Origin of the sequence: Halomonas alimentaria (genome assembly GCF_009902005.1) — a bacterium.
Classification (GTDB): domain Bacteria; phylum Pseudomonadota; class Gammaproteobacteria; order Pseudomonadales; family Halomonadaceae; genus Halomonas; species Halomonas alimentaria.
In genome coordinates this window covers 2,452,724-2,474,368 of the sequence record NZ_WUTT01000001.1, presented here as the reverse complement: position 1 = coordinate 2,474,368, position 21,645 = coordinate 2,452,724, and the positions used below count along the sequence as shown (strand labels likewise).

Here is a 21,645-nt window from a genome sequence, read left to right as displayed (position 1 = left end):
CCGGAGAGGATGTGCGCATGGACATGATGGAGGCCCTGATCGCCGGGGGCTGGCTGATGCTGCCGCTGCTCGGCTGCTCGCTGCTGGCCACGGTGATCATCATCGAGCGCCTGTGGACCCTGCGCGCCGGGCGCATCGCCCCGCGCGGGCTGGGCCAGGAGGTGTGCACCCTGATCACCCGCGGCCAGGTCAATCTCTACTGGCTGGAGAGTCACTCGCCGCTGGGCGGGGTGCTGGCCGCCGGGCTGCGCAATGCCCGGCTCGGCCACGAGCAGGTGAGGGCGCGCCTGACCGAGGCCGCCACCGCGGTGATTCACGACATGGAACGCTTCCTCAGCCCGCTGGGCACCATCGCCGCCATCGCCCCATTGATCGGCCTGCTGGGCACCGTGGTGGGCATGATCGAGGTATTCGCGGTGATCGTGTCGGCGGAAGGGGCGAGCCGTGCGGGTGAGCTGGCCGGCGGCATCTCCCAGGCCCTGGTGACCACCGCGGCGGGTCTCACCGTGGCCATTCCCGCGCTGATGTTCCACCGCTACTTTCAGCGGCGTGTCGAGGATATCACCGTACGCATGGAGGAGCAGGCCGGCCAGGTGGTGGAGTTCCTGGCCCACTATGGCGACGATCTCACGCTGGCCGAGCGCCAGGAGCCGGCCCGGGACGCCGAGCGCGTCGAGGCCGATGGTCGGCTCGCTCCTGAGGTGAAGCGCCCGTGAGGTTCCCCCGGCGCCGCCGTGACCCGGTGGAGGTGAATCTCACCCCGCTGATCGATGTGGTGTTCCTGCTGCTGATCTTCTTCATGGTCTCCACCACCTTCGAGACCCGGCAGGCGCTCGAACTCACCCTGCCGGAGTCGGTCAGTGGCGTCGCCGCCGAGCCGTCGCCGGTGACCCTGGTGGTCACCGCCGAGGGCGTCTATCGGCTGGCAGGGCGTGAACTGGCCCCCGAGTCGCTGGGTGCGGCGCTGGCCGCCGAAGCGGAGCAGGCCCGCGAGCATGGCCTGGTGGTGGAGGCCGATGCCCAAGCCCGCCATGCGGATGTGGTGCGTGCCCTCGACCAGGCCGGACAGCAGGGTATCCAGCGCGTGCGGATAGCGACTACCGAGAGTTCGTCGAGCGATTCCTTTCCCAGACCAGCGGAGACGCCGTGACCCCCATCGGGACTTCCCAACACGCTTCCCGGCAGTCGGGCGTGACGCTCTATCGCCGCCTGCTGGGCTATGTGCGCCCCTACTGGCGCTCCTTCGCCCTGGCCATCTTCGGCTATGCCATCTATGCCGCCTCCAGCACCGCCCTGGCGGAGATGATGAAGCGCCTGATCGACGGCATCCAGGAGCCCGACGCCGCCTTTCGGCTGTTCCTGCCGCTGTTCGTGGTGGGCATGTTCGCCGCCCGGGGGCTGGGTACCTTTCTCGGCACCTACTACATGAGCAACGTGGCGCGTAACGTGGTCCACGCGCTGCGCTGCGATGTCTTCAACCATATGCTGCATCTGCCGGGGCGCTTCTTCGACAACCACTCCAGCGGCCACCTGATCTCGCGGGTCACCTACCACGTGGAGCAGGTCACCGGGGCGGCCACCAAGGCACTGACCATCCTGTTGCGCGAGGGTCTCTTCGTGATCGGCCTGGTCAGCTACCTGCTGTGGACCAACTGGATGCTGACGCTGCTGTTCCTGGCGGTCACCCCGCTGATCGGCGGGGTGGTGAGCTATACCAGCAAGCGCTTCCGGCGTATCTCGGGGCGCATCCAGGCCTCCATGGGAGAGGTCACCCACGTCGCCTCCGAGGCGCTCTCCGGCTACCGGGTGGTGCGCACCCACGGCGCCGAGGAGTTCGAGAAGGCCCGCTTCGCGGCGGCCAGCGACTACAACCGCCAGCAGAGCCTGAAGGAGGCGCTGACCAAGGCGGTCAGTACCCCGGTGATCCAGCTGCTGGTGGCCCTGGCCCTGGCGGTACTGGTGTGGCTGGCCATGTCGCCGGCGCTGATGGCCGACATGACCGCCGGCGAGTTCGTGGCCTTCATCACCGCCGCCTCGCTGATGGCCAAGCCGGTGCGTCAGCTGACCGAGATCAACAGCGAGATCCAGAAGGGCCTGGCCGCCTCGTCGGAGCTGTTCGGGCTGCTCGAGCAGCCTCCCGAGCGCGACGAGGGTACCTACGAGCCCTCGCGACTTGCCGGTCGCGTGACCCTGGAGGGGGTCGCCTTCCGCTATGCCGATGGCCAGCCGGAGGTGCTCAAGGGCATCGACCTTGAGGTGGCCGAGGGCGAGATGGTGGCGATCGTCGGGCGCTCGGGCAGCGGCAAGTCGACGCTGGTCGGCCTGCTGCCGCGCTTCTATCGTCCCAGTGCCGGGCGCGTGCTGATCGACGATGTGCCGCTGGATGACTATCGGCTAGCGCCGCTGCGCCGCCAGATCGCCCTGGTCTCCCAGCAGGTGACCCTGTTCAATTCGAGCATTGCCGACAATATCGCCTACGGCGTGGACGACGCCGATCCGGCAGCCATCGAGGCGGCGGCCCGCTCCGCCCATGCCCATGAGTTCATCGAGCGCCTGCCCCAGGGCTATGCGACGCTGGTCGGTGACAACGGCGTGATGCTCTCCGGCGGGCAGCGTCAGCGCCTGGCCATCGCCCGGGCGATCTTCAAGGATGCGCCGCTGCTGATCCTCGACGAGGCCACCTCGGCTCTGGATACCGAGTCCGAACGCCATATCCAGGCGGCACTGGAAGAGGTCTGCAAGGGGCGCACCACCCTGGTGATCGCCCACCGCCTCTCCACCATCGAGCGCGCCGATCGCATCCTGGTCATGGAGCAGGGCGAGATCATCGAGCAGGGCAGCCATGCCGAGCTGCTGGCCCGTGATGGTGCCTATGCGGCGCTGCATCGCCTGCAGTTCCAGGAGGCGGACCCGGGATGAAGCGCAGGCAGGCAGTCGGGATGGCGACCCTGGCCGCGGCGCAGCATCGCCTGCGCTGCCGGAAGTCCAGGCCGGCATGAGCGGGCTGGGCGAGCGCTGGCTGACCGCCGCCTACCGGGGGGATGCCTGGCTGGGGCTGCTGCGCCCGCTGGAGGCGCTCTACCGCTGGGCGGTGCGGCGTCGCGTCGCTGCCTATGCCAGCGGGCGCCGCCAGGCATGGCGGGCGCCGGTGCCGGTTATCGTGGTCGGTAACCTGACCCTGGGCGGCACCGGCAAGTCGCCGCTGGTGGCCTGGCTGGTGGAGCACCTGGCCGAGCGCGGCTGGCGGCCGGGTATCCTGTCGCGGGGCTATGGCGGCAAGTGCGCCGACTATCCGCTGCTGGTGGAGCCCTCGACACCGGCCGCGGCCTGCGGTGACGAGCCGCGCATGCTGGCCGACCAGAGCGGGGTGCCGGTGGTGGTGGACCCCGACCGTCCGCGCGGCGCTCGCCGGCTGCTGGAGGCCGGCTGCGATATCCTGGTCAGCGACGATGGCCTGCAGCACCTGGCACTGGCCCGCGACCTGGAGCTGGTAGTGGTGGATGGTGCGCGGGGCTTCGGCAATGGTCGCTGCCTGCCGGTGGGACCACTGCGCGAACCCCTGTCGCGGCTGGAGAGCGTGGATGCCACCCTGGTCAACGGCGAAGCGCAGCGCACTCTGCCCGTGGCCGCCCGGCGCATGACGCTGGTGCCATCTGCCTGGCGTCGCCTTGGCGATGGCCGGCGCTACCCCATCGCGGCGCCACCCTTCGCGGGGCCGGTGCATGCCGTGGCCGGCATCGGCCGACCGGAACGCTTCTTCGAGACCCTCGAGGGGCTCGGCATCGAAGTGATGCCCCACCCCTTCGGTGACCATCATGCCTTCCGTGCCGATGAGCTGCGCTTCGCCGATCATCGGCCGCTGGTGATGACCGCCAAGGATGCCGTCAAGTGCCGTGACCTGGCCCCCGGGGAGAGCTGGGTGCTGGAAGTGGAGGCCGCTCCCGAGCCTGCCTTTGTCGCCTGGCTCGACGAGCGCCTGACGGCGCTGAGGGCTCGTCGGGTGCCCGGGAACGATGACACGAATTCGCGAGCCGGCGAGATGCCGGCTCATCCCCCGAAGTGAGGTGAATACGATGGACAAGGAACTGCTGGCCATGCTGGTCTGCCCGCTGTGCAAGGGCAAGCTCAAGTACCACCGCGAGGCCGATGAACTGCACTGCCTCTTCGATGGCCTGGCCTATCCGGTCCGCGATGGCATTCCTGTGATGCTGGCCGAGGAGGCGCGACAGCTCACCGTCGACGAGAAGCTGCATGACTCGCCCGGACGCACGGGAGAGGCCTGATGGCGGAGGGGACGGGGAAAAATCGAAGGGAGTTCATCGCGGTCATCCCGGCACGCTTCGCCTCGTCACGGCTGCCCGGCAAGCCGCTGGCCGAGATCGCCGGTGAGCCGATGCTGGCCCACGTCTGGCGACGTGCCAGGGAGAGCGGGGCGACTCGGGTGGTGGTGGCCACCGACGATCCGCGTATCGAGCAGGCCATGGCGCCGCTGGGAGCGGAGGTGGTGATGACCCGCGCGGACCACCCCTCCGGCACCGACCGACTGGCCGAGGTCGCCGAGCGCTTGGGGCTCGATGACGATGCCGTACTGGTCAACGTCCAGGGCGACGAGCCGCTGATCCCCCCGGCGCTGATTGATCAGGTCGCCGAGCGACTGTTCGATGATCCCGGGGCTTCCATCGCCACCCTGGCCGAGCCGATCGGCGAGGTGGAGTCACTGTTCAACCCCAACGTGGTCAAGGTGGTACGCGCCCTGGATGGCCGCGCCCTCTACTTCTCCCGGGCACCCATCCCATGGGATCGCGATGCCTTCGCCACGCGGCCCGAGTGGCTCGAGACCGATGCCTGGCTGCGCCATATCGGCCTCTATGCCTACCGCGCCGGCTTTCTCGCCGAGTACCGCGATTGGTTGCCGTCGCCCCTGGAGCGCCTGGAGCATCTCGAACAGCTGCGTGCGCTGCACCATGGCCACGCCATCCAGGTGGCGCTGGCCCGGGAGCCCCATCCCGCGGGAGTGGACACCGCCGAGGACCTGGCCCGTGTGCGGGCCCTGCTGACTACCGACGACGCTGAATCGGGAGGCCATTGATGCGTGTGCTGTTCGCCTGTCTGGGCAATATCTGCCGCTCTCCCACCGCAGAGGGGGTCTTTCGCCGCAAGCTCGAGGAGCGTGGCCTGGCCCACCGGGTCGCGGTCGACTCCTGTGGCATCGGCCCCTGGCATGTCGGCAAGGCGCCGGATCAGCGCGCCCGGGAGGCGGCCGCCCGGCGCGGCATCGACCTCTCGGCGCTGCGCGCCCGGCAGCTGGACGCCGCCGACTTCCATGCCTTCGATTATCTGCTGGCCATGGACCACGATAACCTGCAGGCGATGCATGAACAGGCGCCCGACGACCTCGACGTCCATATGGGACTCTTCCTCGAGTTCGCCGACCTGCCGGACACCGCCGTCCCCGACCCCTACTATGGCGGCGAGGATGGCTTCGAGGAGGTCCTCGACCTGGTCGAGCGAGCCGCCGACGGGCTGCTGGAGGAGATCGCCGTGCGCCTGGAGACGCCGCGCTGATGGCGTCGATCCAGCGCAACCACGACCTGAGCCAGGCCAATACCCTGGGCCTGCCCTGTGTGGCCGAACGCTTTATCGCACCGGGTAGCGTCGCGCAGCTCGGAGAAGCGCTGGCCGAGGCGCGCGCGCATGACTGGCCGCTGACCCTGCTGGGCGGCGGCAGCAACCTGATCCTGCCAGCACGCCTGCCGGGCCTGGTTATTCAGCCGGCCATGGCCGACTGGTGGCAGGAGGAGGGCGAGGAGGGCGCGGTGCTGGTCCATGCCGAGGCCGGGGTGAACTGGCACGAGCTGGTCATGGCGCTGGCCGCCGCTGGCCTTTGGGGTACCGAGAACCTGGCGTTGATTCCCGGCCATTGCGGCGCCGCACCGATCCAGAATATCGGCGCCTACGGCGTGGAACTGAGCGATGTCATCGAGGCGGTGCACCTGATCCATCTCGACGATGGGCGTGAGGCGGTGCTCTCGCCGAGTGAGTGCGCCTTCGGTTATCGCGACAGCGTCTTCAAGGGAGCACTGGCGGGACGCGTAGTGATTACCCGGCTGGTGTTGCGTGTCTCTCGCCTGGCGCAGCCGCGCCTCGGCTATGGTGATCTCGCGAGCCGCACGGGGGCATCGCCCACCGCCCTCGAGGTGGCCGAGGCGGTGTGTGCCATCCGCCGCGAGAAGCTGCCCGACCCCGCACTGCTGGGCAATGCCGGCAGCTTCTTCAAGAACCCGCTGGTAGCGGTCGAACTGGCCGAGCGCCTGCTGGCCGAGTTTCCCGAGATGCCGCACTTCCCCCAGCCGGATGGCCGCGTCAAGCTGGCCGCCGGCTGGCTGATCGACCGCTGTGGCCTGAAGGGCTGGCGAGAGGGGCATTTCGGCGTGCACGAGCGCCAGGCACTGGTGCTGGTCCACTTCGGTGGCGGCAGTGCCGAGGAGCTGCTGGAGTTTGCCGGGCGTGTCGCCGATAGCGTGCGCGAGCGCTTCGGTGTGTTACTGGAGCGCGAGCCACGGCTGGCCAGCGAGAGCCCCTGAGAGCTCCCTGGCCGAGAGCAATAAACGACAGCGCCCGCAGCCAAGGCTGCGGGCGCTGTCGTTGGTGGGGGGGAAAGCGGAGCCTCGGCTCCGCCTTTGACCCGCCTAGCGCTGCTGGTTTTCCTGGGCCTTGGCCTCCTGCTCACGACGGCGGATCTCCCGCGGGTCGTTGTGGGCACGGCGGCGACGGCGGCTGGCACGGCTCTCGGCCTTGGGCTCTTCGGCCTTTGGCGCCTCGGGCTTGGGCTCTGCCTTCGGGGCTTCGGCCTTGGGTGCCTCGGGCTTGGGCTCTGCCTTCGGTGCTTCGGCCTTGGGCGCCTCGGGCTTGGACTCTGCCTTCGGGGCTTCGGCCTTGGTTACCTCGGGCTTGGCTTCTGCCTTGGGAGCCTCGGCCTTGGGCTCTGCCTTCGGTGCTTCTGCCTTGGGAGCCTCGGCCTTGGGCTCTGCCTTCGGTGCTTCAGCCTTGGGTGCCTCGGGCTTGGCTTCTGCCTTGGGAGCTTCGGCCTTGGTTGCCTCGGGCTTGGGCTCTGCCTTCGGGGCTTCAGCCTTGGGTGCCTCGGGCTTGGGCTCTGCCTTGGGTGCTTCGGCCTTGGGCGCTTCGGGCTTGGGCTCTGCCTTAGGGGCTTCGGCCTTGGGCGCTTCGGGCTTGGCCTCTGCCTTCGGGGCTTCGGCCTTGGGGGCCTCGGGCTTGGGTCGAGCAGCGTCAGCTCTTGATCGACGCACCGACAAGCCAGATTAATTATGCGAACTTGAGAATCGCCACACTAGCGGTGGGGCGGCATTCCGGCATTGACCCGGTGCGGGAGGCGCTAGCGGGTCACCACCTTCCCGCCATCGTCGATCTCCAGGCGGCGGTTGCGTCCGGCAAACAGCGCGAAGCCGGCGGCGAGGGCGCAGATCGTCACCAGCACGCTTGTGATGGCGGTGAGGCCCAGGCCTAACTGGAGCATCACGCCCACGCCCAGCGGGCCCATGGCGGCCAGGGTGTAGCCACCGCCCTGGGCCAGCCCGGAGAGTTTTCCGGCCAGGCGCGAGTTACCGGTACGCAGCACGATCAGCGTCAGCGCCATGCTGAAACTGCCTCCCTGGCCCAGGCCGAGGAGGATCACGCCGAGCCAGCGCAGCGAGGGCGTGGCCTGGAGCAGCAGCCAGAATCCCGTGGCGCTTAGGGTCAGCACACAGAGCAGGGCAGGCCGCTGGTCCCGACCCAGGCGCGCCAGCCAGGGCGCGGCGAGGGCGGCGGGCAGCTGCACCATCACCGAGGCACCCATCATCCAGCCCGCCTCGGCCTCGCCATAGCCGCGGGCCACCAGTAGGGTGGGCAGCCAGCCGAAGACGATATAGGCCAGCGACGACTGCAGCCCCATCAGCAGCATGACCTGCCAGGCCAGGGGCTGGCCCAGCACCGAGCGCATCGAGCCGCCGCCCCCGGGCAGCGCCGCCTCGTCGCGGTGGGGAGCCAGCGCCAGCCAGGCCAGCAGGGCGATGAGGGCCAGCAGCGACCAGCTGGCCAGCCCCAGGTGCCAGGCTCCCAGCCAGTCGGCCAGGGGAATGCTCAGCCCCGCCCCCAGGGCGCCGCCCAGGCACAGCGCCATGGTGTAGACACCGGTCATCAGGTCGGCCCCGGCGGGCAGTTCGCGCTTGACCAGGGCCGGCAGCAGGGTACCGGCCACGCCGATGGCGGCGCCGACCATCAGGGTTCCGATGAACAGGGTGGTGATCAGCGGCACGCCGCGCAGCAGCAAGCCTGCGGCCAGCAGCATCAGGCCGGCGGCCAGGGCCCGCTCGGGCCCGAGGCGCTTGGCCAGCCAGGGGGCCAGAGGGGCGAACAGCCCCAGGCAGAGCACGGGAAGGGTGGTGAGGGCGCCGATGGCCAGCGGCGAGAGCCCGGTCTCCTGCTGGATGCGGGTCAGTACCGGCGCCAGGGAAGAGAGGGCGGGGCGCAGGTTAAGTCCCACCAGCACCATCAGGGCAATGAACAGGGCCAGGCTGGCCTTCGGTGTGCGCTCAGCCATCATCGTCGCGGCGCTCCCATCCGGGCTTGGGGCGTGGGGCACGCGGCACCCCCTCATCACGGGAGGCGATCAGCGGGTGATCCTCTGCGCGGTTCTCGGGGCGAAAGACTACTTCCCCAGGCCGGCGGGGTGCCTCCTGCTCCGCCTGGCGGCGGATGCCGGAGACATCCTCGGCGCTGACCAGGGCGCCTGTACCGCCCAGCGGGTCCGGCCTGGCCACCAGACGGCCCTCATAGGTCCAGCAGCGCTGGGGCGCCTGGGCGAGCTGCCAGTCGCGCCCCCGCCAGCGCGCCTGGCCATCGGGGAGCAGCTGCAGTTCGTCGATCGGCACCAGGGCCTGGAAGAGCCGGGCATTGAGCACGGCTCCGCCCGCCAGCATGGTGACGGGGCCCTGGTACCCGGTTCCGGCCAGTGCTGCCAGCACCGCCTTGCGGCTGGGCTTGGCGGGCAGGGTGGCGCGCCCGCACAGGTGAAGCAGGTCGCTGTCGACCTGCTTGATGACCCAGACCTCGATGGGCTGCTTGCCGAAGAGTCGTTTCAGCATGGTGGCGTGACGCTTGGTGGGGGAAACGAGCTACATTCGCATATTGCGATGCTGTCTGCCAGTCTGGCCTCAGGCCTGCTGGCGACCACCACCACCGCGCCGACGACGCCGAGTGGCGGTGGGCTGCTCGCCACCGCGGCGCTGTCCCTGCCCCCGGTTCTGGCCGGCGTCACCGCGCTTCTGGCCATTGCCGCCGCGGCCACCGCCGCCACCGCGACGATTGCGGCCGTTCTCGATGGGTTCGGGCTTGGCATTGGGGTCGGGCTCGAAGCCAGGCTCGATGCGCTTCTCCAGGTCGCGCTTGATCAGCCGCTCGATGCCCTTGAGCAGGCCGTGCTCGTCGACGCAGACCAGCGAGACCGCCTGGCCTTCGCTGCCGGCGCGGCCGGTGCGTCCGATGCGGTGCACATAGTCCTCGGCGACGTTGGGCAGCTCGAAGTTGACCACATGGGGCAGCTCCTCGATATCCAGGCCGCGGGCGGCGATATCGGTGGCCACCAGCACCTGCAGGTCACCGGTCTTGAAGGCGGCCAGCGCCTTGGTGCGCGCGGACTGGCTCTTGTTGCCATGGATCGCCATGGCCGGAATCTCCTGCTTGGAGAGCTGTTCGGCCAGGCGGTTGGCGCCGTGCTTGGTACGCGTGAAGACCAGTACCTGATGCCAGTCGTGCTCGGTGATCAGGTGGGCCAGCAGCTCGCGCTTCTTCTCGCGGTCGACACGATAGATCGCCTGGTCGACGAGCTCGGCGGTGGTGTTGCGGCGGGCGACCTCGATCATCTCGGGATCGTCGAGCAGCTTGTTCGCCAGCGCCTGGATCTCGTTGGAGAAAGTCGCCGAGAAGAGCAGGTTCTGGCGCTTCTCGGGCAGTACCCGCAGGATCTTCTTGATGTCGTGAATGAAGCCCATGTCGAGCATGCGATCGGCTTCGTCGAGCACCAGGATCTCGACTTTCGACAGGTCGACGTGCTTCTGCTGCTGCAGATCGAGCAGGCGTCCCGGGGTGGCAACCAGCACATCCAGGCCCGGACGAATCGCGTCCACCTGGGGCTGCTGGCCCACGCCGCCGAAGATCACGTGGCTCTTGAGGGTCAGGTGGCGCCCATAGTCGGCCACGCTCTCGCCCACCTGGGCGGCCAGTTCGCGGGTCGGTGTCAGCACCAGGGCGCGCACCTGGCGCTTGCCGGGGCGCGGGCCGTCGGCCAGGCGCTGCAGCATCGGCAGGGTGAAGCCCGCGGTCTTGCCGGTCCCGGTCTGGGCGCTGGCGAGAAGGTCGCCGCCCTTGAGCACGGCGGGAATCGCCTTGAGCTGGATCGGGGTCGGGGTGGTATAGCCTTGTGCCTCGACGGCACTCAGCAGTTCGGCACGCAGGCCGAGGTCGGAAAAGGTCATGCGGTCTCCGCAGAACGCCTCGGCCGTGTCACGCAGTCGCGCGTGACCAGTCCCGGGCCGGGGCGTATAAAATTCGGGGGTCAGGGCGCGGCAGGAGGGACTCGCTGATGTGCCGCGAGCGCTATTATGCCAGATCGGTGGCCGCGACGCAGCTATTCTTGCGGGCGCTCCTGCTCAATGACCTCGGCGAGCCGCTCGGCCACCTCGTCCCAGCCACGGCCCAGCGCGCGCACCAGCGCCGGATAGCCGTCGGCCGCAAGGACGCTCTCCACGTCCAGGCTGTGCATGGCGAGCAGGCTGCCGTCGGGGGCATAAAGCCGAAAGCGCCCCCCGATCACGGCCAGGCCATCGTGGCGACCCTGGAAGCGGTCGATTTCCAGTGCCAGGCGCAGCGCCTGGGCCTCGCGACTCCCGGGCTCCTCGAGCATGACCCGGGTATCGGGCAGGCGGTTCGCCAGGCGGTCGCGCAGGGCGCGCTGCAGCTGGCGGCCCAGGGCCTCGGCCCACTGGTGCCCACGGGCCTCCACCAGGGTGATGTCGTCGACCTGCATGACGATGCCATCCACGTCCAGGTAATGGGCGAGCCGCGGTGACGCCAGCAGCAGCTGGTGGCGCGCCTCGGCGCCGGCCGCGTCCTGAACCGGAGCGGCGGGCAGGGTGTAGCGCTCGGGTGCCGGCGTGCTGCTGGCGCAGCCCCCCAGTGCGCCGCCCAGCAGCACCGTCATCAGGGTAACGCCGATCCATCGTCTTGCTTTCATCGCCTGATCTCCTTGTGCTCAGTCGTTGCGCGGTGCGCGGGGCAGCGGATCCTCGGCATCGAGGCTGTCGAAGAGCAGGGCGCGTGGATTGTCGGAGAGCGTCCGGGCCACCGGCTGCAGGTCGCGCATCAGCCGCTCCAGACGCTCCACGGCGCTGACCAGCTCCTGGTAGGCCGCAGATTCGGGCGAGAGGCCCTCCAGTGTGCCGCGCAGCTCGGTCAGGGTGGCGTTGAGGTTGGCCGGCATCTGTCGCGTGCCGGGATCCTCGACCACTTCTCGCAGTGACGTGGAGAGGCTGCGTACCTCCTCGAGCATTGCCTGGGAGGCGGTCAGGTTGCGATCCAGGCCCTCGAGCAGCGGCTCCACCTCCAGGTCGTTGAGCTTGGCCAGCAGGTCGGTGACCTGGGATTCGATCAGCGCGAAGCCGCCGGAGGTGGTGGGGAAGACACGCTGTTCGGCGAAGGTCAGCGGCGCGTAGTCGTCCTCGAGGTCGCGGTGGAAGTTGAGGTCCACGAACAGCGCCCCGGTCAGCAGGTTGCCGCTCTTGAGGGTGGCACGCAGGCCCAGCTCGAAGAAGCGGTCATAGCGCTCCCGCCACTCCTCGATGTCGACCTCTTGGTTCTCGATGCCCAGGCGCTGGGGTTCGATGCGGATCAGCACCGGGATGGCGAAGCCCCCGCGACCGGTGGGCTGCTCGGCGGTGAAGTTCCAGGGCACGGCGGCCACGGTACCCACGCGGACCCCGCGGAACTCCACCGGGGCACCCTTGGAGAGGCCCCGCACCGAGTCATCGACCAGCAGCACGAACTCCAGGTAGCGGTTGAAGGTACCCTGGCGCGCGGTGTCCTCGTCCGGGTAGAGGTTGAAGGTGGTGTCGGCCTCCACCGTGCCGCCCAGTGGCAGGTCCTCGGGCACGCCGAAGGTGACGCCACCACCCAGCAGGGCCTCGAAGGATTCGACGTTGACCCGGAAGCCCTCGGAATCCAGGCGCAGATCGATGCCGCTGGCCGACCAGAAGCGGGTGCTTTCGGTGACCAGGCTGTCGTAGGGGGCCTCGATGAACACGCGATGCTGCATGCGCCGGGTAGTGGCGTCAAAGGTGGCCTCCTCGACGCGGCCCACGGTGTAGCCCTGGTAGGTGACCGGGTCGCCGATGCGCAGCGAGTTGCCCAGCTGGCTGATCAGGTTGATGCGCAGGCCCGCGGCGCCGGCCGGTGCCACCGGAGGCTGGTCACTGACCTCGAACTCGCGGGACTCGATCTCGCTCTCGCCTGGCTGCAGCTGGAGATAGGCGCCGGAGAGCACGGTACCCAGCCCGCTGATGCCCTCGCGACCGACACGCGGCTTGACCACCCAGAACTGGCTATCCTCGACCAGCATTGCCTCGTTGCCGGGGCTCATGCGAGCGGTGATCACCGCCGTGGAGAGGTCCTCGGAGAGGTGCACCTGTTCGACCCGGCCCACCTCCACGTTGCGGGTCTTGATCAGGGTGCTGCCGGCCTCGATGCCCTCGGCGTTGCCGATGGTCAGGGTGATCTGCGGGCCGCGGCTGCGGTAGTTGTCCCATACCAGCCAGGCCCCGATCAGCAGCGCCACGATGGGCACGATCCAGATCGGCGAGAAGCGTGCCTGGGGCGTGGCCCTGGCGCGGTTGAGAGTGTCGGAGGCGTCGTCGTGATGCGGTGTGTCTTCACTCATCCAGAGTTTCCTTCCGGGTGTCGCCCATCGGGGGCGGACGTGCGTGGCGATCGCTCGCTGCGCGGCAGCGGGCTGTCCCAGAGCAGGCGCGGATCGAAGGTCATGGCGGCCACCATGGTGATCACCACCACGGCGCCGAAGGCCAGGGCGGCGGGCCCCGGTTCGATGGACATCAGTGAGCCGGCGCGTATCAGTGCTACCAGGATGGCGACGACGAAGACATCGATCATCGACCAGCGACCGATGAACTCGGTGATCCGGTAGAGCCGGGTGCGGGTGGCCGCATTGAGCTCGTTGCTGCGGCGAACCACCAGGCACAGCCAGGCCAGGGCCACCAGCTTGCCCACCGGCACGATCACACTGGCGATGAAGATGATCGCAGCCACCGGCCAGGAGCCCATCTGGATCAGCTCCACCACCCCGCCGACGATGGTGGAGGGTGAGCTCTGGCCCAGGCTGGTGGTGGTCATGATGGGATAGACATTGGCCGGGATATACATGATCGAGGCGCCGGCGAGTAGTGCCCAGGTCCGCTGCACGCTATGGGGGTGGCGGGCATGCAGCGCCTCGCCACAGCGGTCACAGCGGCCATGGCCGTCGGCATCGAGGCGGCCGATCAGGCCGCAGGTGTGGCAGCCGGATAGTCGCTGGGGGGCGGCGGTCTCCCCGGTTCGGGTGCCCTCCGGGGCGCGGGGTTCACCGGCCAGGGAGAACCACATCCAGTCGGCATCCAGCGACTGGGTGGTCATCAGCAGCAGCAGGGCGAAGGCGCAGAATGACCAGAACGACACGCCGAGGTCGATGTCGGCCATCCCGGCAATCTTGATCAGGCTGACCAGGGCACCAATGATGAAGACATCGGCCATCATCCAGGGATTGAGGTGGGCAAGCGAACGGGCGATGGTGCGACTGGCCGGCAGCGGGTCGTCGCGCAGCAGGCCCAGCTGCAGCCAGATCACCCCGGCCAGGTAGACCGCCGGCAGCACCACGATGGTCATTATCACGGCGCCACCCACCACCGGCTGGTGGAAGCCGATCAGGGTAGTGGCGGTCTGGCTCAGCTCGATCCGATTGCCGATGCCGCCCACGCTGAAGCTGAGGAAGGGGAAGGCGAGCGCCAGCCCCAGCGCCATGAGGGCCGCCAGGGCCAGGGCCATGCTGCGCTGGGCGGGGCGAAAATGGCGCTTGACGAGGGTATGCCCACAGCGCGGGCAGTCGGCCTTCTCGCCGGGACGCAGTGGCGGTAGTGCCACCACCCAGTCGCACTCCTCGCAGGCGCGCAGGCGTCGTCGCGCGCGACTCTCCGGCGGTGTGCGTTCGATCCGCGGCGCTTCGCCCTGCAGCAGCTGCGGGGAGGTCAGGCGGTGGCGGATGCGCAGGGGGGGCGTGGCCAAGGGGCGTCGTCTCTCCAGGGGCTCGGCTTCACTCGATGCCGGGCGCCGGCGTACACTCGCCGGGCCGTGGGCAGGTGGAAAGTGTGACACGTCCCCGCGGGCACTACCATATTCCAACATGCAAACCTGAATGTAACGGGAACGATACGATGATCCTACCCGCAGTGGCGGTAGTGGCAGGATTGATCCTGCTGGTGTGGAGCGCCGAGCGCTTCGTCGATGGTGCGGCGGCGACCTCCGCGCGCCTGGGGCTCTCCCCCCTGCTTATCGGCATGCTGGTGATCGGTTTCGGCACCTCCGCGCCTGAGCTGGTGGTCTCGGCGCTGGCGGCGGGGCAGGGCAATCCCGGCCTGGCGCTGGGCAACGCCTACGGCTCCAATATCGCCAACATCGGCCTGATCCTGGGACTGGTGGCGTTGGTCTCACCGCTGGCGGTGCACTCCTCGGTGGTGCGTCGCGAACTGCCGGTGCTGGGGGCGGTGACGCTTCTCTCGGCACTGCTGATGTGGGGAGGCATGATCGGTCGCCTGGAGGGGGGGCTGCTGCTGGTGCTGCTGGCCGCCTTCATGGGTGTCAGCATCTGGCGGGCCCGCGGCGAGGGCGCGGACCCGCTGGCCGCCGAGACCGAGGAGAGCCTGCAGGTCCACCCCATGAGCCTGAAGGTCGGCCTGATCTGGACCGGTGTCGGCCTGGTGCTGCTGGTGATCAGCTCGCGCGTGCTGGTGTGGGGGGCCGTGGCCATTGCCCAGGGCTTCGGGGTCAGCGACCTGATCATCGGCCTGACCGTGGTGGCGGTGGGCACCTCGCTGCCCGAACTCGCCTCGTCGATCAGCGCACTGCGTCGCCGTGAGCACGACCTGGTGCTGGGCAACGTGGTCGGCTCCAACCTTTTCAACACCCTGGGCGTGGTGGGCCTCGCGGCGGTGATTCATCCCATCGAGGTGGGCAGTGAGGTGCTGCTGCGCGACTGGAGCCTGATGACCGTCATGACGGTCCTGCTGGGGGTGTTCGCCATGGGCTGGCGGGGGCGCGAGGGACGCATCAACCGCTATGAAGGGGCGGTGCTGCTCTCGATGTTCATCGCCTACACTGGCTGGATGGTGAACCTGGTGATCAGCGGCGGTGCCGGCTGAGGCAGGCTGCGACAACGAGACACCCCGGAAAGCGTTGCCAGCGCTGTCCGCTCAGTGGCGAATAGGCGTATGCTGATCTTGGGAAAGGAATAAGCTTAGCTGTCCGGGTTATTTAAGGAGCGCTCCTCATTTTTCTCGGGCCTGCTAGGCTTTGCCTGTCCCCTTGGTGTCCAGGAGGAATGCGTCACGGTACCGGCGGCTGTCGGTTCCCGAAGCACAATGCGCCAGCGGCGCATCCGCATCCCTTGCGACCTTCTCGAGTTACCTGCGTAACGAGGCAAGCGTCATGGAATTGGATCCTCTCCTGCTGTCGCGATTGCAATTCGCCTTCGTGGTCTCCTTCCACGCCATCTTCCCGGTGTTCACCATCGGCCTGGCGTCCTATATCGCCGTGCTCAACGGCCTCTTCTACAAGACCGAAAATCCCGCCTGGGACCGCCTTGCGCTGTTCTGGACGCGGGTCTTCGCCGTGGTGTTCGGCATGGGGGTGGTGTCGGGCATCGTGATGTCCTTCCAGTTCGGCACCAACTGGAGCAACTTCTCCTATGCCACCGCCAACTTCATGGGGCCGATGCTCAGCTACGAGGTGGTCACGGCCTTCTTCCTGGAGGCGGCCTTCCTCGGGGTACTGCTGTTCGGTCGCGGCAAGGTGCCCCAGGGGGTGCACCTGTTCGCCTCGATCATGGTGGCGCTGGGCACCTTCATCTCCTCGTTCTGGATCCTCTCCGCCAACAGCTGGATGCAGACCCCGGCCGGTGCCGAACTGATCGATGGCCGCTTCCATATCACCGACTGGGCGGCGGCGATCTTCAATCCCTCCTTCCCGTGGCGCTTCTCGCACAAGGTGATGGCGTCATTCGTCACCGGTGGCTTCGTGGTGGCGGGTGTCAGCGCCTGGTACCTGCTGATCGGCCGTGACGTCGAGGCCAACCGCCGGGCGCTATCCATGTGCCTGTGGCTGCTGCTGGTGCTGACCCCCGCCCAGGCGGTGATCGGCGACTTCCACGGCCTCAATACCCTGGAGCACCAGCCCACCAAGGTGGCCGCCATGGAGGGCAACTGGGAGACCGGGCCCAACGTGCCGCTGCTGCTGGCCGCCTGGCCCGACCAGCTGGCCCAGGAGAATCTCTTCGAGATCGGCATTCCCAGCCTGGCGAGCCTGATCCTGACCCACCATGCCGATGGCGAGGTGCCGGGCATCAGCGAGGTGCCGCCGGAGGAGCAGCCGCCGGTGTGGCTGGTGTTCTGGTCGTTCCGGGTCATGGTGGGGCTGGGCTTCCTGATGATCGGTGTCGCCCTGGTCGGTCTGTGGCTGCGCCGCGGAGGCCGCGTCTATCGGCATCGCGGCTTCCTGCAGACGCTGCGCGTGATGAGCGTGACGCCCTTCGTCGCGGTGCTGGCCGGCTGGTTCGTCACCGAGACCGGACGCGCACCCTGGCTGGTCTACGGTGTCATGACCCATGCCGAGGGCGTGACTCCGTCTCTGACCGGCGGCATGGCGCTGTTTACCCTGCTCGGCTACATGGCGGTTTATGCCGTGGTGTTCGCCTGCGGCCTCTATTACCTGACCCGCGTGGTACGCCAGGGCATGTTGCCCGAATCGGGGGATGATTCCGGCGAGGCCCATCACGCCAAGCGTCCCTTCTCGGCAGCCAACGCCCGCTTCGATGACGATGCGGCACCGACCTGGAGGCAGTGACATGGAATCCTTCGACCTCTCCGTGATCTGGGCGCTGATCATCGGCTTCGGCGTGATCATGTATGTGCTCATGGATGGCTTCGACCTCGGCCTCGGCATCCTCTATCCCTTCGCGCCGAACGAGGAGGCCCGGGACGTGATGATGAACTCCGTGGCCCCGGTGTGGGACGGCAACGAGACCTGGCTGGTGCTGGGTGGGGCCGGCCTGCTGGGCGCCTTCCCGCTGGTCTATTCGGTCTACCTGCCGGCGCTCTATATCGGGGTCTTCCTGATGCTGGCCGGGCTGATCTTCCGCGGCATAGCCTTCGAGTTCCGCTTCAAGTCGCGGCGCAACCGGGTGTGGTGGAACCGCGCCTTCTGCTGGGGCTCCGCGGTGGCCGCCTTCGCCCAGGGGGCCGTGGTGGGTGCCTATATCGAGGGCTTCCCGGTGGAGGACTTCGTGTTCGTAGGCGGTGCCCTGGACTGGCTGTCCCCCTTCGCGGTGCTCACCGGCATCAGCCTGATGACGGGCTATGCGCTGCTCGGTGCCACCTGGCTGATCCTCAAGTCGGAAGGCGAGGTGCAGCGCTGGGCCTATCGCATCACCCCGGCCCTGCTGCTGGCGGTGCTATCCGCCTTCGCCATGATCAGTTTCTGGACGCCGCTGGTGGACCCCGCGGTGTTCGAGCGCTGGTTCAACCATATCCACCTGATCTGGATTCTGCCGACCCTGGCTCTGGCCTGTGCCGCCTGGCTGGTGATGGCGGTCTACCGTCGCCAGGAGGGCCAGCCGTTCATCGCCACCCTGGGGCTGTTCATCTTCACCTACCTGGGCCTGGTGGCCAGCAAGTGGCCGGTGATCGTGCCTCCCAACTACACGATCTGGGATGCCGCCTCGGCGCCCGAGTCGCAGCTCTTCCTGCTGATCGGCGTGCTCTTCGTGATCCCCATCGTCCTGGCCTACACCGCCTGGACCTACTGGGTGTTCCGCGGCAAGGTCCGTCCCGGCGACGGCTACCACTAGGCGGTGGCCGATCGCCGCAATGCCACCGGGGACGCGTCCCGGTGGCTGGCCGCGCATGCCGCCGCGGAGCGTGTTCGCCTCGGCCTGGCGGTCGCCGCCGGGATGGCCGCCACCCTGGCGACCCTGGGGCAGCTGGCGCTGCTCGCCCGCTTCGTCAGCGAACTGCTTGTCGCCGAGGTGCCGGTCTTCGACCTGGCTCCCCTGGCGCTGGGCATGCTGGGGCTGCTGGGGGTACGCAGCCTGGCGCTTTTCGCCCAGGAGCGCCTGGGAGTTGCCGCCAGCCTGGCCCTGCGTCATCGGGTACGTGCCGAACTGCTCGATCACCTGGCGCGCCTGGGACCGGCGGGGCTTGCCTCACGCCACTCGGCGTCTCTGGCCAGCCAGCTGGTCGAGCAGGTGGAGGCGCTGGACGGCTATGTGGCGCGCTATCGACCCCAGCGGCTCCTCGCGATCATCCAGCCGCTGCTGGTGCTCGCCGCAGTGGCTTGGCTCGACTGGCTGGCGGCGCTCTTCCTGGTGCTCTCGGCACCGCTGATCCCCCTGTTCATGGCCCTGGTGGGCATGGGGGCCGAGCGCCTCAATCGTGAGCAGTTCGAGGCGGTATCGCGGCTCTCCGGCCACTTCATCGACCGGGTCCGGGCGGTCAGCACCCTGCAGCTCTTCGGTCGCACCCGGGAGGCGACCGACGAGGTCCATGCCGCCGCCGATGACTATCGCCGCCGCAGCCTGCGCACCCTGCGCGTGGCCTTCCTCTCCTCGGCGGTGCTGGAGTTCTTCGCTTCGGTGGCCATCGCCGTGGTGGCGATCTATGTCGGCTTCGGCCTGCTCGGTTATATCGGCTATGGCCCCTCGCCCGAGCTGACCCTCTACAGCGGCCTGCTGGTGCTGCTGCTCGCCCCGGAGTTCTTCCAGCCGCTGCGCGTGCTCTCCCAGCACTATCACGACCGTGCCGCGGCCCTGGGGGCGGCCGATGGCCTGGTGGCGCTGCTCGACGCGGATGTCGAGTCGCTGCGTGGCGTGTCCGAGAAGACCGATCCGGCGCCGACGGGGGAGCTGGTGCGCCTCGAGGGCGCCTGCGTCGACTACCCCGGGCGCGGTCGCGTGCTGGGGCCCCTGGACCTGACGCTGGTGCCCGGCGAGGTGGTGGCGGTCACCGCTCCCTCGGGCGGGGGGAAGTCCACGCTGCTGCAGCTGCTTGCCGGCTTCCTGGGCCCAAACGAGGGGCGGAGGCGGACGGCCCCGGGCCTGACTTTCGCCTGGATGGACCAGCGCCCGCTGCTGATCCAGGGTAGCCTGGCCGACAACCTGCGCCTGGCCGCCCCAGAGGCGGACGATGCCCGCCTGGTCGCGGCGCTGCAGCATGCCGGCCTGGGCGAGTTGCTGGCGCGGCTGCCGGAAGGCCTGGCCACCGTCGTGGGGGAGCGCGGCGCCGGGCTCTCCGGCGGGCAGGCCCAACGCCTGGCACTGGCCAGGATCTTCCTGTCCGACGCCCCGTTGGTGCTGCTCGACGAGCCCACGGCGAGTCTCGACGCCGATACCGAGGCGCGGGTCATCGCCGCACTTGGTGAGCTCGCCGAGCAGGGCCGCTGCCTGGTCATCGCCACCCACCATCCGGCGCTGATGGCGCTGGCCGACCGGTGCCTGGCACTGGAGACAGACACAGGAGCATCGCCATGAGTCGACCCGGCGAGGGCCATCGAGGCCTGCTGTCTGAGCTCGCGCCCTGGCTGGCCATGCTGGCTCGCCATCGAGGACGGCTGGCTGGCGGGGCGGGGTTGATGGCGTTGACCCTGGTCTCCGCCATCGGCCTGCTGGCGCTGTCTGGCTGGTTCATCACCGCCACCGGTCTCACCGGGCTACTGCTGGCCGCAGGCGTGGCGGCGCGCCTGGATGTCTACCTGCCGGGGGGCGGCATCCGCACCTTTGCGGTGACCCGTACCGTGGCTCGCTACCTGGAGCGGCTCTACAACCACGACACGGTGCTGCGCCTGCTCGCGGACCTGCGCGGGCGACTGTTCGCTGTGGTCGCCGGCCTCGACGCCCATGCCCTGGCGCAGCGTCGCGCCAGCGACTGGCTCAACCGGCTGACCGCCGATATCGACGCCCTGGACAGCCTCTTCCTGCGCCTGCTGGCACCCGCCGCGGTGGCGCTGCTGGCGATCCTCGGCTTGGCAGGCTTCCTCGCCCTGTGGGCGCCGGCGGCGGGACTCGCCGCGGGTGGTCTGCTGTTGGTCGGCTGGGCCTGGCTGGTGGTCGGCCAGGCTCGCCTGGGCATGGCCGCCAGCCGGCGCCAGGTCGAGGACCGCGAGGCGCTGAGAGGGCGCCTCGTGGAACAGCTGCAGGGGCTGGCGGAGCTCGAGGCCTACGGAGCCCTGGACGCTCAGCGTCGGCGCCTCGAGACCCTGGAGGCCGGGCTCTACCGTGACCAGCGTCGGCTCGGCACCCTGGTAGCGCTGGGCAATGCCCTGTCTGTCCTGCTGGTCGGGGCGGCGGCGCTCGCCGCGCTCTGGCTCGCCGCCACGGCCTGGCAGGCCGGGGCACTCTCGGGCCCCCTGGCGGTGATGATGCCCCTGGCGGTGCTGGCCATGAGCGAGGCGCTGGCCGGGCTTCCCGCCGCCTTCACCTGGCTGGGGGCCACCCGTGGCGCGGCAGCTAGGCTCAGCGGCCTGCGCCAGGCCGCGGGCAGGAGCGAAGCGACGGCGGGTGAGCCGCCACCTCCCGGGCCCCTCTCGGTCGCAGTGCAGGGCGTCTCGCTGCACTACCCCGGGGCGCCCCTGGCGGCCCTCGAGGGGCTTTCGCTGCGCCTGGAGCCCGGCGAGAGGCTGGCGCTGTGCGGTGCCTCGGGGGCAGGCAAGTCGAGCGTGGCGGCGCTGCTGCTGCGCCAGCTCCAGCCCTCCGGCGGCGAGATCCGGCTGGGCGGGGTGGCGCTCCCGGCCTGGCCCGAGGCCGAACTGCGTCGCCGCGTGGCGGCGCTGACCCAGCGCATCGACCTGATCGATGACAGCCTGTCCGCCAACCTACGCCTGGCCAGGCCCGATGCGGTGGAGGGCGAGCTGTGGGCGGCGCTGGCCTGGGTCGAGCTGGCGGCCTGGGCGGAGGCCCTTCCCGAAGGGCTTGCGACACGGGTGGGCGAGGGTGGCCGGCGCCTCTCCGGCGGTCAGGCGCGGCGCCTCGCCCTGGCAAGATTGCACCTGCTGGACCCCGATCTGGTGCTGCTCGACGAACCCTTCGCCGGGCTGGACGCCGGCACCGTGGCACGCCTCAAGCCGCGCCTGGATGCCTGGCTGGCCGGGCGCAGCGTGATCTTCCTGATGCACCAGCTGGATGACGGGGCTTTCGACCCGCCGGGGATCGATCGGCGCCTGACGCTGGTCGAAGGCCGGCTGGCAGGCTATACCTGAACCAGTTTTTTTCGAATCGGCCTACCC

The 21,645-nt window shown here is 69.1% G+C and carries 20 protein-coding genes; 13 read left to right on the top strand and 7 right to left on the bottom strand.

Annotated features, from left to right (window positions below):
* Positions 1–17 precede the first annotated feature (17 nt).
* The 8 genes from GRB96_RS11710 (at position 18) to murB (ending at position 6,584) form a co-directional block, all read left to right on the top strand.
* Entirely contained in the window at positions 18–716 is a 699-nt protein-coding gene (locus GRB96_RS11710; protein WP_205743528.1) for a MotA/TolQ/ExbB proton channel family protein, read from the top strand.
* The gene (locus tag GRB96_RS11705; protein WP_161432310.1) at positions 713–1,150 is read left to right on the top strand and encodes an ExbD/TolR family protein; all 438 of its coding nucleotides are present in this window, start codon (positions 713–715) and stop codon (positions 1,148–1,150) included. The genes GRB96_RS11710 and GRB96_RS11705 overlap by 4 nt, the downstream gene beginning before the upstream one ends.
* Positions 1,147–2,919: a lipid A export permease/ATP-binding protein MsbA gene (gene msbA, locus GRB96_RS11700; RefSeq protein ID WP_338074035.1), complete on the top strand. Its 1,773-nt coding sequence runs from the start codon at positions 1,147–1,149 to the stop codon at positions 2,917–2,919. The genes GRB96_RS11705 and msbA overlap by 4 nt, the downstream gene beginning before the upstream one ends.
* 76 nt (positions 2,920–2,995) lie before the next feature.
* A complete protein-coding gene (gene lpxK / locus GRB96_RS11695; RefSeq protein ID WP_161432308.1) occupies positions 2,996–4,063 on the top strand; it encodes a tetraacyldisaccharide 4'-kinase in 1,068 nt (355 codons plus the stop codon).
* A gap of 10 nt (positions 4,064–4,073) precedes the next feature.
* A complete protein-coding gene (locus tag GRB96_RS11690) occupies positions 4,074–4,283 on the top strand; it encodes a Trm112 family protein (protein WP_161432307.1) in 210 nt (69 codons plus the stop codon).
* On the top strand, positions 4,283–5,089 hold the full coding sequence (kdsB, locus tag GRB96_RS11685) for a 3-deoxy-manno-octulosonate cytidylyltransferase (RefSeq protein ID WP_161432306.1): 807 nt from the start codon (positions 4,283–4,285) through the stop codon (positions 5,087–5,089). Before GRB96_RS11690 ends, kdsB begins: the two co-directional genes overlap by 1 nt.
* The gene (locus GRB96_RS11680) at positions 5,089–5,565 is read left to right on the top strand and encodes a low molecular weight protein-tyrosine-phosphatase (RefSeq protein ID WP_161432305.1); all 477 of its coding nucleotides are present in this window, start codon (positions 5,089–5,091) and stop codon (positions 5,563–5,565) included. The genes kdsB and GRB96_RS11680 overlap by 1 nt, the downstream gene beginning before the upstream one ends.
* Complete coding sequence (murB, locus tag GRB96_RS11675) at positions 5,565–6,584, top strand: UDP-N-acetylmuramate dehydrogenase (RefSeq protein WP_161432304.1); 1,020 nt, start codon at positions 5,565–5,567, stop codon at positions 6,582–6,584. Before GRB96_RS11680 ends, murB begins: the two co-directional genes overlap by 1 nt.
* 105 nt (positions 6,585–6,689) lie before the next feature.
* Here murB and GRB96_RS11670 read toward each other — a convergent pair whose 3' ends face one another.
* From GRB96_RS11670 to GRB96_RS11640, 7 genes are all read right to left on the bottom strand, one after another.
* Entirely contained in the window at positions 6,690–7,307 is a 618-nt protein-coding gene (locus GRB96_RS11670; protein ID WP_205743527.1) for a hypothetical protein, read from the bottom strand.
* Between the two features lie 86 nt (positions 7,308–7,393).
* Entirely contained in the window at positions 7,394–8,599 is a 1,206-nt protein-coding gene (locus GRB96_RS11665; protein WP_161433097.1) for an MFS transporter, read from the bottom strand.
* On the bottom strand, positions 8,592–9,143 hold the full coding sequence (locus GRB96_RS11660; RefSeq protein ID WP_161432303.1) for a hypothetical protein: 552 nt from the start codon (positions 9,141–9,143) through the stop codon (positions 8,592–8,594). Before GRB96_RS11660 ends, GRB96_RS11665 begins: the two co-directional genes overlap by 8 nt.
* A gap of 69 nt (positions 9,144–9,212) precedes the next feature.
* Positions 9,213–10,532: a DEAD/DEAH box helicase gene (locus GRB96_RS11655; protein ID WP_161432302.1), complete on the bottom strand. Its 1,320-nt coding sequence runs from the start codon at positions 10,530–10,532 to the stop codon at positions 9,213–9,215.
* A gap of 152 nt (positions 10,533–10,684) precedes the next feature.
* Complete coding sequence (locus GRB96_RS11650; protein WP_161432301.1) at positions 10,685–11,290, bottom strand: PqiC family protein; 606 nt, start codon at positions 11,288–11,290, stop codon at positions 10,685–10,687.
* An 18-nt stretch (positions 11,291–11,308) separates the two neighbouring features.
* On the bottom strand, positions 11,309–12,988 hold the full coding sequence (pqiB, locus tag GRB96_RS11645; RefSeq protein WP_161432300.1) for an intermembrane transport protein PqiB: 1,680 nt from the start codon (positions 12,986–12,988) through the stop codon (positions 11,309–11,311).
* Positions 12,985–14,334, bottom strand: a complete 1,350-nt coding sequence (locus tag GRB96_RS11640; protein WP_205743649.1) for a paraquat-inducible protein A — start codon at positions 14,332–14,334, stop codon at positions 12,985–12,987. The genes pqiB and GRB96_RS11640 overlap by 4 nt, the downstream gene beginning before the upstream one ends.
* Positions 14,335–14,531: 197 nt before the next feature.
* Between GRB96_RS11640 and GRB96_RS11635 the strand changes: the two genes are divergently transcribed.
* The 5 genes from GRB96_RS11635 (at position 14,532) to cydC (ending at position 21,618) form a co-directional block, all read left to right on the top strand.
* Positions 14,532–15,515 (top strand): calcium/sodium antiporter, encoded by a 984-nt coding sequence (locus tag GRB96_RS11635; RefSeq protein WP_161432299.1) that lies wholly within the window; start codon positions 14,532–14,534, stop codon positions 15,513–15,515.
* A gap of 286 nt (positions 15,516–15,801) precedes the next feature.
* Positions 15,802–17,214: a cytochrome ubiquinol oxidase subunit I gene (locus GRB96_RS11630; RefSeq protein ID WP_161432298.1), complete on the top strand. Its 1,413-nt coding sequence runs from the start codon at positions 15,802–15,804 to the stop codon at positions 17,212–17,214.
* Between the two features lies 1 nt (position 17,215).
* A complete protein-coding gene (gene cydB, locus GRB96_RS11625; protein ID WP_161432297.1) occupies positions 17,216–18,217 on the top strand; it encodes a cytochrome d ubiquinol oxidase subunit II in 1,002 nt (333 codons plus the stop codon).
* A 3-nt stretch (positions 18,218–18,220) separates the two neighbouring features.
* Positions 18,221–19,894, top strand: a complete 1,674-nt coding sequence (gene cydD, locus GRB96_RS11620; protein ID WP_338074034.1) for a thiol reductant ABC exporter subunit CydD — start codon at positions 18,221–18,223, stop codon at positions 19,892–19,894.
* Complete coding sequence (gene cydC / locus GRB96_RS11615; RefSeq protein WP_240894158.1) at positions 19,891–21,618, top strand: thiol reductant ABC exporter subunit CydC; 1,728 nt, start codon at positions 19,891–19,893, stop codon at positions 21,616–21,618. The genes cydD and cydC overlap by 4 nt, the downstream gene beginning before the upstream one ends.
* The last annotated feature ends 27 nt before the right edge of the window (positions 21,619–21,645 follow it).

Excerpts from the sequence above, each read along its gene's own strand:
- GRB96_RS11710 (WP_205743528.1), top strand. The coding sequence starts at position 18 with ATGGACATGATGGAGGCCCTGATCGCCGGGGGCTGGCTGATGCTGCCG.
- lpxK (WP_161432308.1), top strand. The coding sequence starts at position 2,996 with ATGAGCGGGCTGGGCGAGCGCTGGCTGACCGCCGCCTACCGGGGGGAT.
- GRB96_RS11690 (WP_161432307.1), top strand. The coding sequence starts at position 4,074 with ATGGACAAGGAACTGCTGGCCATGCTGGTCTGCCCGCTGTGCAAGGGC.
- kdsB (WP_161432306.1), top strand. The coding sequence starts at position 4,283 with ATGGCGGAGGGGACGGGGAAAAATCGAAGGGAGTTCATCGCGGTCATC.
- GRB96_RS11680 (WP_161432305.1), top strand. The coding sequence starts at position 5,089 with ATGCGTGTGCTGTTCGCCTGTCTGGGCAATATCTGCCGCTCTCCCACC.
- murB (WP_161432304.1), top strand. The coding sequence starts at position 5,565 with ATGGCGTCGATCCAGCGCAACCACGACCTGAGCCAGGCCAATACCCTG.
- GRB96_RS11665 (WP_161433097.1), bottom strand. The coding sequence starts at position 8,599 with ATGGCTGAGCGCACACCGAAGGCCAGCCTGGCCCTGTTCATTGCCCTG.
- GRB96_RS11660 (WP_161432303.1), bottom strand. The coding sequence starts at position 9,143 with ATGCTGAAACGACTCTTCGGCAAGCAGCCCATCGAGGTCTGGGTCATC.
- GRB96_RS11655 (WP_161432302.1), bottom strand. The coding sequence starts at position 10,532 with ATGACCTTTTCCGACCTCGGCCTGCGTGCCGAACTGCTGAGTGCCGTC.
- GRB96_RS11650 (WP_161432301.1), bottom strand. The coding sequence starts at position 11,290 with ATGAAAGCAAGACGATGGATCGGCGTTACCCTGATGACGGTGCTGCTG.
- pqiB (WP_161432300.1), bottom strand. The coding sequence starts at position 12,988 with ATGAGTGAAGACACACCGCATCACGACGACGCCTCCGACACTCTCAAC.
- GRB96_RS11635 (WP_161432299.1), top strand. The coding sequence starts at position 14,532 with ATGATCCTACCCGCAGTGGCGGTAGTGGCAGGATTGATCCTGCTGGTG.
- GRB96_RS11630 (WP_161432298.1), top strand. The coding sequence starts at position 15,802 with ATGGAATTGGATCCTCTCCTGCTGTCGCGATTGCAATTCGCCTTCGTG.
- cydB (WP_161432297.1), top strand. The coding sequence starts at position 17,216 with ATGGAATCCTTCGACCTCTCCGTGATCTGGGCGCTGATCATCGGCTTC.
- cydC (WP_240894158.1), top strand. The coding sequence starts at position 19,891 with ATGAGTCGACCCGGCGAGGGCCATCGAGGCCTGCTGTCTGAGCTCGCG.